Origin of the sequence: Cellulosimicrobium cellulans (assembly GCF_001722485.1) — a bacterium.
Taxonomy (GTDB): Bacteria; Actinomycetota; Actinomycetes; order Actinomycetales; family Cellulomonadaceae; genus Cellulosimicrobium; species Cellulosimicrobium cellulans_A.
The window spans coordinates 20,305-29,052 of the sequence record NZ_LWGL01000026.1; the positions used below are offsets into that span (position 1 = coordinate 20,305).

The 8,748-nt window shown below is 75.7% G+C and carries 7 protein-coding genes; 2 read left to right on the top strand and 5 right to left on the bottom strand.

The window, feature by feature from the left end; genetic code table 11:
* The first annotated feature begins 66 nt into the window (after positions 1 to 66).
* Positions 67 to 282 (top strand): hypothetical protein, encoded by a 216-nt coding sequence (locus JZ5iCDA_RS19615; RefSeq protein ID WP_069386172.1) that lies wholly within the window; start codon positions 67 to 69, stop codon positions 280 to 282.
* Here the strand turns inward: JZ5iCDA_RS19615 and JZ5iCDA_RS05120 are convergent.
* Positions 275 to 2,521 (bottom strand): alpha-galactosidase, encoded by a 2,247-nt coding sequence (locus JZ5iCDA_RS05120; protein WP_069386179.1) that lies wholly within the window; start codon positions 2,519 to 2,521, stop codon positions 275 to 277. The genes JZ5iCDA_RS19615 and JZ5iCDA_RS05120 overlap by 8 nt on opposite strands.
* Positions 2,522 to 2,726: 205 nt before the next feature.
* Between JZ5iCDA_RS05120 and JZ5iCDA_RS05125 the strand changes: the two genes are divergently transcribed.
* Complete coding sequence (locus tag JZ5iCDA_RS05125; RefSeq protein ID WP_069386173.1) at positions 2,727 to 3,386, top strand: SDR family oxidoreductase; 660 nt, start codon at positions 2,727 to 2,729, stop codon at positions 3,384 to 3,386.
* A gap of 111 nt (positions 3,387 to 3,497) precedes the next feature.
* On the opposite strand, the gene JZ5iCDA_RS05130 is transcribed toward JZ5iCDA_RS05125, so the two are convergent.
* From JZ5iCDA_RS05130 to JZ5iCDA_RS05145, 4 genes are all read right to left on the bottom strand, one after another.
* Positions 3,498 to 5,261 (bottom strand): M28 family peptidase, encoded by a 1,764-nt coding sequence (locus tag JZ5iCDA_RS05130; protein ID WP_083259685.1) that lies wholly within the window; start codon positions 5,259 to 5,261, stop codon positions 3,498 to 3,500.
* 148 nt (positions 5,262 to 5,409) lie between these two features.
* Complete coding sequence (locus JZ5iCDA_RS19910) at positions 5,410 to 5,925, bottom strand: PASTA domain-containing protein (RefSeq protein WP_069386174.1); 516 nt, start codon at positions 5,923 to 5,925, stop codon at positions 5,410 to 5,412.
* A 68-nt stretch (positions 5,926 to 5,993) separates the two neighbouring features.
* Positions 5,994 to 7,343 carry an NAD(P)/FAD-dependent oxidoreductase gene (locus JZ5iCDA_RS05140; protein ID WP_171905301.1) on the bottom strand — a complete coding sequence of 450 codons (1,350 nt, stop codon included), beginning with the start codon at positions 7,341 to 7,343 and terminating at the stop codon, positions 5,994 to 5,996.
* A 146-nt stretch (positions 7,344 to 7,489) separates the two neighbouring features.
* Positions 7,490 to 8,748: AMP-binding protein (locus JZ5iCDA_RS05145; RefSeq protein ID WP_069386175.1), on the bottom strand; the 1,259-nt coding region annotated here is incomplete at its 5' end.

Consider the following 8,748-nt stretch of genomic DNA (forward strand, 5'->3'; position numbering starts at 1 on the left):
GCAGCCCACGCCGGCCGTCCCGTCCACGGCCGGGGCCGGGCGGTGGCCGGACCGTACAGTGACCCGGTGCTCGTGCTGCTCCCCCCGTCCGAGGGCAAGACCCCCGCGCCCGACGACGCCCGCCCGGCCGACCTCGCGGCGCTCACCTCGCCCGTGCTCGCCCCGCAGCGCGAGCGCGTGCTCGACGCGCTCGCCGCGGACCTCCTCGACCGCGCCGGCGCGCTGGGCTGGACGCCGCAGGGCATCCACGCCCCGGACCCGCGCCCGGCGCCGGTCAGCTGACGCGCGGCCCGTCCGCCGCCTCGTCGGCCACGGCGTCCTCGACGACCGCCTCCACGCGCAGCACGAGCGTGCTCGCGGGCGGCGCGTCGGGCGCCTGCAGGCCCACGACCTCGAGCGCCCGGCCGGTGAGCACGGTGCCGCGCGGGACGTCGTCGGGCGCCGGCGGGGTCGAGCGGGGCGTCACGCCGTCGGGCGCGACGACGCCGTACGCCGACGGCACGCCGAACCACGGCGGGACGCGGTCCCCGAACGCGTCGCGGCTCAGCGCCAGCGGCACGACGCGGTAGCGGCGGTCCGGGTCGAGCCCGCGCAGCGTGAAGCGCCCGGACGGCGCGGCGGCGGGGCGGGCGAGCGTCGCCACCTGGAACAGCGCGCGCGACCGGTCCGGGGCGACGACGCCCCACACGAGCTGGGCGTCCGGGTCGGCGGAGTCCATGCGCACGAGCGCCCCGGTGTGCAGGAGCTCGCGCTCGGCGCGGTACAGGTCGATCCACGCGCGCAGCTCGGCGAGCTGCTCGGCGGTCGACCGCGTGAGGTCCCACTCGACGCCGAGGTGGCCGAAGAGCGCCGTCCCGGCGCGGAAGGACAGCGAGTGCGCGCGGTGCGTCTGGTGGTTGACGTCCGCCGAGACGTGCGCGCCGACGTACTCGAGCGGCAGGAGCTGTGCCGTCCACGGCTGGATCTGCTGGCGCTCGAGCGCGTCGGTGCAGTCCGACGCCCACACGCGCTGCGTGTGCTCGACGACGCCGAGGTCGACGCGGCCACCGCCCGACGAGCACGACTCGATCTCGAGCCCGGGGAACCGGCGCCGCAGCTCCGCCATGAGCGCGTACGCGGCGAGCGTCTGGGCGTGGACGGCGGGCGCGCCGCCGGGCGGCGACCCGGCGTCGACGAGGTCGCGGTTGTGGTCCCATTTCACGTGGTCAGCGCCGGACGCGCCGATCACGGCGGTCATGCGCTCGAGGACGTACGCCGCGGCGTCGGGGTTCGTCAGGTCGAGCACGTGCTGGTTCCGTGCCGGCACGCCCGTGCGCCCGCCGGTGGCCATGACCCAGTCCGGGTGCTCGCGCGCGAGGTCGGAGTCGAGGTTGACCATCTCCGGCTCGAACCACAGCCCGAGCTCCATGCCGAGCCCGTGCACGTGGTCGGCGAGCGGTCCCAGGCCGTCCGGCCACACGTCCTCGTCGACGAACCAGTCACCGAGTCCCGCGGTGTCGTCGCGCCGGCCGCGGAACCACCCGTCGTCGAGCACGAACCGCTCGACGCCGATCTCCGCCGCCGCGTCGGCGAGCGCGCGCAGCGTCGCCAGGTCGTGGTCGAAGTACACGGCCTCCCACACGTTGAGCGTCACCGGGCGTGGCGAACGCGGGTGGTGGGGCCGACGACGCAGCATCCGGTGCAGCCGCGCGGCCTGCGCGTCGAGACCGTGGCCGTGGACGCCGTAGACCCACGGCGACGTGTACGTCTCGCCCGGCCCGAGCACGACCTCGCCGGGGAGCAGCAGCTCGCTCCCGCCGAGCACCTGCTCACCGCTCGGCAGCCGCTCCGCCCAGTGCCGGTGGTTGCCCGACCACGCGACGTGCACGCCCCACACCTCGCCGTCGGCGAACCCGAACCCTGGGTGGCCCGCGGTGAGGAGCGTCGCGGCGTCGGGACCGGTGCGTCCGCGCCGCCCCTCGCGCAGGTGCGTGCCGACGGTCAGCGCGCGCCGCTGCGGCACGCGCTCCAGCGTCCACCGGCCCGCGAGGTCCAGCAGCTCGCGCGCGCGGGGCGGCACGGGCAGGACGACGGCGAGCTCGTCGAGGCGGTACGCCTCGCCGTCGTTCGTCACGGCGGCGCGGGCGCGCAGCACGCCGTCGGGCGTGAGCTCGACGTCGATCGTCAGGGCGAGACGAGCGACGTCGTCGCGCGCCTCGACGTGCAGCGCGCCGCCGTCGTCGGCCATGACGAGGCCGGGGGCGAGCGGGGCGCCGTCGAGCGTCGCGGCCGTCGTCGTGAAGCGGGGCGACCAGTCGTGGCCGCCCCGGTCGCCCACGAGGCCGGGCCGGCCCAGCCAGCCCGTGCGGGACTCGGGGACCAGCGCGACGCGGACCGGGTCGTCGACGACGTTGCCCAGCAGCGGCGGGACGCCGGCGTCGACGAGGGCGAGCGCGGTGACGTGGTCGAGCGCGCCGAGGTCGTCGCCCCAGTGCACGACGGCGGGCAGCTCGCCCGCGCGCACGTCGATCAAAACGCTCATGCCGTCGGCGCGCAGGTGGACGACCGCGTCGGGGGCGGTGCCGAGCTCGGTGGCGGGACGGTGCTGCGGGACGTCGTGCGGGGTCACCGCGCGATCCTGGCACGGATCGCGGACCGGCGCGGGGAGCCCGCCGGCGCCGACTGGCGGTGCGCGCGCGGACGCGCGACGGTGGAGGCGCACCGGACCCCGACGAGAGGACACCCCCATGAAGGTCGCCGTCATCGGAGCGCACGGGAAGGTCGCGCGCCTGCTCCTGCCCGTCCTCGTGGACCAGGGCGTCGACGTGCGCGGGCTCGTCCGCCTGGAGGAGCAGCTCCCGTTCGTGCGGGAGGTCGGCGGCGAGCCGGTGCTCCTCGACGTCGAGCACGCGTCGACCGAGCAGATCGCCGAGGCGCTGCAGGGCGCCGACGCCGTCGTGTGGTCCGCCGGCGCCGGTGGCGGGAACCGCGACCGCACGTACGCCGTCGACCGGGACGCCGCGATCCGCTCGATCGACGCGGCGCGGGCCGCGGGCGTGCGCCGGTACGTCATGGTGTCGTGGATCGGGTCGGTGCCCGAGCACGGCGTCCCCGAGGACGCCGCCTTCTTCGCGTACGCCGACGCCAAGTTCGCCGCCGACGACCACCTGCGGGGGACCGACCTCGACTGGACGATCGTCGGGCCGGGAACGCTGACAGACGACGACCCGACGGGCGCGATCACCGTGCTCGGCGACGACGACGAGACGCCCCAGGGCGCGGCGTCGCGGGTCTCGCGCGCGGACGTCGCGATGGTCGTCGCCGAGGTGCTGCGCACGCCCGCGACCGTGGGCCGCTTCGTGCGCTTCACCGCCGGCGAGACCCCGGTGCTCGAGGCGCTGCGCTGACCGCGGGTCGGCCCGTCGCGTCAGACCGCCGCGCCCCCGGGCACGGACCGGCGGCCAGACCCGCGCAGGACGACCCGCGCAGGACCCGGCCGCCGGCCCGTGGGAGCGGCGTCAGCCGCAGGTGACGGACTCGTACGGGACCTCGTAGGCGTGGTACCGCGGGTCGCCGTCGTTCCACGTGTACCCGCGCACCGTCACGGTGCCGGCCTCGAGCGACGCCGCGCGCGAGGTGAACGACTGGTACGCGGACCGGCCCGGCGCGACGCCTGAGAACTTCTGCTCGCCGAACGGCGTGATGATCCGCACGTCGGTCCGCACCGTCTCGTCGTTGGTCGCGCGCACCGCGACGTAGGCCGTGCCGCCGAGGCAGCGCGCCTGCGCGGTGAGGTCGGCGAGCTCCGGGTTGGCCACGCCGTTCACGGCGGACGTGTCGTCGGCGAGGGACGCGACCGCGTGCCCGATCGCGCGCGACATGATGTCGAGCGCCGTCGGGTCGACGTTGTCGATCGTGTCCTGCGGGGAGTGGTAGTTCGGGTCGTAGTAGATGCCCTCCGTGCCCCCGAACAGCGCGACCTCCTCGGCGGTCTTCGAGCCGTCCGCGCCGGTGAACAGGCCGGACGCCGGCACGCCGTTCTCGATGAAGGCCTGGTAGTCCGAGCGGCCCGAGAACTCGGTGTCGACCCACGGCTGGTCGATGGAGTCGAAGTAGTCCGTGAACACGTCCTCGGTCTCGGCCGAGCCCGGCGGCACCTCGACCGGGGCCTCGTGCGTCGACTGGTCGGCGTCGTACACGCCGATGATGTAGTTCGGCGAGCCGACCATGTCGAAGTTGAGGTACGTGGCGATGTCCTCGAGCGCCTCCGGGTCGTTCTCGACGAGGTCGTCGACGTAGTGGGTCGACCCGCGCAGGCCGACCTCCTCGGCGCCCCACCACGCGAAGCGGACCGCGTTGTCGGGCCAGCCGTCCTCCTCCGCGGCCGCGGCGAGCTGCACGGCGACCTCGAGGATCGCCATCGAGCCCGACCCGTTGTCGTTGATGCCCGCGCCGTCCTCGACGCTGTCGAGGTGGGCGCCCGCCATGACGACGTTGTTCGCGCGGCCGCCCGGGGTCTGGGCGATGACGTTGAACGACTCGAACTCCTCGACGTGCGACTGGTAGTCGTACGTCGCCTCGGCGGGCGCGCCCGCCTCCAGCGCGGCGAGGATCTCCTGGCCCGCGGACAGCGGGATGCCGACGGTCGGCACCCACGCCTCGTTCTCCGCGCCGAGCGTCGGGTTCAGCGGCTCCTCGACGTTGTTGTAGAGGATCACGGCGGCGGCGCCGGCCTGCGACGCCGCGAGCACCTTCTCCGAGAACGCGCACGTGCCGCGGCTGACGAGCGCGACGGCGTCGGTCGCGTCGACGCCGGCCCACGCGTCGGCGGTGCAACCGTGGCGCTGCTCGTCGACGGGCTGCACGAGCGGGCCCGTGACGCCCTCGTCGGGGGTGTCCGGGGAGAACTCGGCGGCGTAGAGGTCTCCGGTGACCTCGACGCCCGCGGCGGTGAGCGTGAGCTCGTCCACCACGACGTCCTCGAACGTGAAGTACTGGCGCTCGGGCGTGTACCCGGCGTCGGTGAGCGCCTGCTCGACGTACGCGGCGCTCGCCTCGTACCCGGGGGTCTCGAGGGCGCGGTTGCCGCCGTTGGCGTCGGCGATGGCCTGCAGCTCCTCCAGGCGGTCCATGACCGCGTCGCCGGTGACGAGGTCCTCGAGCGGGAGCGGGTCGGCGGCGGCTCGCACCGCGCCGGGGGCGGCGACGGCGGGCGCGCCGGCCAGTGCGGCGAGCACGAGGCTCGCGGCGGCTGCGGACGGGACGATCGTTCGTGGTCTCACGCATCCTCCTCGGCAGTGGCCCCCGCCGGCCCCCACCGGTCGTGCCGGAGGACGAGCCGAGTCGCACACGAGACGCGACGCTGCGAGGACTCGTGTGCTTGGAGCGTAAGCGCTCGGGGGCGCGCGGAGAAGAGGGCGCGGCCCGCGATCAGGGGCAGTGCCGGGCGTTCGGCGCCGCGGCCAGCACGACCGGGGTCGACGCGCGGGCGAAGTCGCCCGCCGCGGGCTCCTGGGAGCAGACGGTCCAGCCGTTCGACCGGCCCTGGACCTCCCCGCCGCGCCGCGCGTCGACGACGGTCACCGTCGCCGCGCCCTCGCGCTCCAGGGACCGGCGCGCCTGCTTGAGCGACGTCTCGACGAGGTTCGGCATCGGGTAGCCGGGCTCGATGGTGACGCTGACGTCGACGCCGTCGGAGCTGCCGGGCTCGCCCGGGGCCGCCGTCGGGTCGTCCGTGGGCTCCTCGGTGGGGCCGGCCGTCGGCTCGCCGGTCGGCTCCTCGGTGGGAGCCTCGGTCGGCTCGCCGGTGGGGGAGTCGGTCGGGCTCGTCGTGGGGCCCGGCTCGCCGGGACCGCCCGGGAACGCCGGTGCCTTGCACGCCCCCAGGAGGGCGACAGCCACGACCGTCGTCACGACGACCGCGCTCCTGCGCGCGACGTACCGCATGCTGCCCCCTGCTCCGCGACGTCGCCCCCTGCGACGCCCTGCCCCCCTCGAGGGTACGGGACGTCCCGTCAGCGCGGGCCCGCGGGGCCGGGTGATTCCGGGACCGCCGCCTCGGCGGCCTGGGCGGGCCGCCCGCCCGGCGAGCGCTTCGGGGGCCGGACCGTCGGGACGTCGCCGACGATGGGGATGGGCCGGCGGTGGAACGGGAAGCCGTACCGCGTGACGAGCCCGGCGAGGGTGGTGAGGCGGTTGCGCGGGCCGATGAGCCCCATGATGTGGACGAACAGCCAGGCCAGCCACGCGACGCCGCGCGTGAGCCGCACCTTCCCGACGACCTCCGCGATCGCCGCGCGGCGGCCGATGACGGCCATGGTGCCCTTGTCGAAGTACTGCAGCGGCGCCGTCGGGCGGCCCTCGACGAGCGCCCGGACGTTGCGCGCCACCTGCTTGCCCGACTGGATCGCCGGCTGCGCGAGCTGGGGCAGCTCGGCGGGCGAGATCGCGATGTCCCCGGCGGCGAACACCCCGGGCCTCCCCTCGACCTGGAGGTCGTCGCCCACGACGACGCGCCCGCCCTGGCCGCGCGGCAGGCCCCAGTCGTCGACCTCCTCGTGCGGGTGCACGCCCGCGGACCAGATCGTCAGGTCGGAGCGGATGCGGGTGCCGTCGGTGAGGACGACCGCGTCGGGCAGCACCTCCGCGACGCCGGCGCCGAGGTGCAGGCCGACGTGGCGGTGCCGCAGCTCGTCGGCCGCGTACTTGCGCAGCCTCGGGTGGAACGACTTGAGGACCTCGCCGCCGCGCTGGACGATCTTGACCTCGAACGCGTCGCCGTGGATCTCGGGGTACGCGGGCCGGAGCCCGGCGGTGCGCAGCTCGGCGAGGGCCCCGGCGACCTCGACGCCGGTCGCGCCGCCGCCCACGACGACGACCCGCAGCCCGTCGTCGGTCGCCGGCGTGGCCGCGGCCTTCTCGAGCCGGATGAAGAGCGTGTCGCGGATCCGCATGGCCTGCGACCGCGAGTACATGGGGAACGCGTGCTCCTTGGCGCCGGGCGTGCCGAAGAAGTTCGTCGTCACGCCGTTCGCGAGCACGAGGTAGTCGTAGTCGACCCACTCGTCGTTGAGGAGCCGGATGCGGCGGTTCTCGTGGTCGATGCCGACGAGGTGCTCGTGCACGACGCGCACGTTCTTCTGCTTGAGGCGCAGCCCGCGCAGGAAGTACGTGACGTCGCCGGGGTTCAGGCCGCCGGTCGCCACCTGGTACAGCAGAGGCTGGAACGTGTTGTACACGCGGCGGTCGACGAGCGTCACGCGCACCGGCGCGGAGGCGAGCCCCTTGACGACCTCGAGCCCGGCGAACCCGGCGCCGACCACCACGACGTGCGGCAGGGGGGCGGGTGGGACGGACTCGGGCACGGGGCCTCCTCAGGGCGACGGGTGGGTGGTTCGGCGTCGTCCACCACCGGCGTCGCGGACGTCGCCGACGACGTCTGCCAGGTTACGGCGGCTCCGAGGACCGGGCGAACCGGCACGCCCGGCGCGGTCGCACCTCGTCGGCAGGTTCAGCCGCGGTGGTGCTCGACGTCGTCGCGGCCCACGAGCTCGTCGCGCACGACGCGCCGCAGGACCTTGCCGATCTGCGAGCGCGGGAGGTCCGGCACGACGGCGAGCGTGCGCGGCAGCGCGTACCGGGCGAGGCGGCGCTCGCCCCACTCGCGCACCGCGGCGAGGTCGACGCGCGGCGGTGCGGGGGCGCCGTCGGGGTCGTCGAGCACGACGACGGCCGCGACGCGCTCGTCCGAGCCGGACCCGGGGAGCCCGACGACGGCGACGTCGCGCACGCCCGGCATCTGCCGCAGGTGGTCCTCGACCTGCGACGGGTACACCTTGAACCCGCCGGTGACGATCATCTCCTTGATGCGGTCGACGAGCGTGACGACCCCGGCGTCCGGCCCCTCCACCGGCACGCGCACCACGTCACCGGTCCGCAGCCAGCCGTCGTCGAGGAGCTGTTGCGCCGTCTCCTCGGGGCGGTTCCAGTACCCCCGGAAGACCTGCGGGCCCCGGATCAGGAGCTCGCCGCGGACGGTGCCGTCCTCGGCGGGCTCGGCGTCGCGCAGGGTCCCGGCGTCGAGCGCGTCGGCGTCGACGACACGGATGTCGGTGCTCGGGAACGGCAGCCCGAGCGTGCCCGGGCGGCGGTCGTCCGAGACGGGGTTGCCGAGCGCGACCGGCGACGTCTCCGTCATGCCGTAGCCCTCGATGAGCAGGCCGCCCGTGGCGTCCTCCCAGCGGCGCGCGGTCTCGGCGGTGATCGGCATCGCGCCGGCGAACGCGAGGCGGATCGACGACAGGTCGCCGCCGGGCCCGGACCCGCGCTCCTCGGCCGCGTCGACGACGCGGTCGAACATCGGCGCGACGCCCGGAAGGAACGTCGCGGGGCGGCGGGCCTGCGCGGCGACGACGGCCTGCGGGTCGAACTTCGGGAACGCGACGAGGGTCGCGCCGATGCGCGCGGGCAGCGTGAGGCAGAACGTCAGGCCGAACGCGTGGAAGAACGGCAGCACGCCGTAGACGGTCTCGGCGCCCTCCGTGAACGACGCCCACGCCTGGCCCTGGACGACGTTGGCCACGAGGTTGCGGTGCGTGAGCACGGCGCCCTTGGGCGTGCCGGTCGTGCCGCCCGTGTACTGGATGAGCGCGACGTCGTCGGCGCCGGGCCGGGCGACGGCGCGGGGCAGCTGCCGCGCCCGGCGCACGAGGTCGTGCCAGTCGGGCACGCCTGCCGGGACGGGGCCGCGCAGCGCCTCGCGCTGGGCGC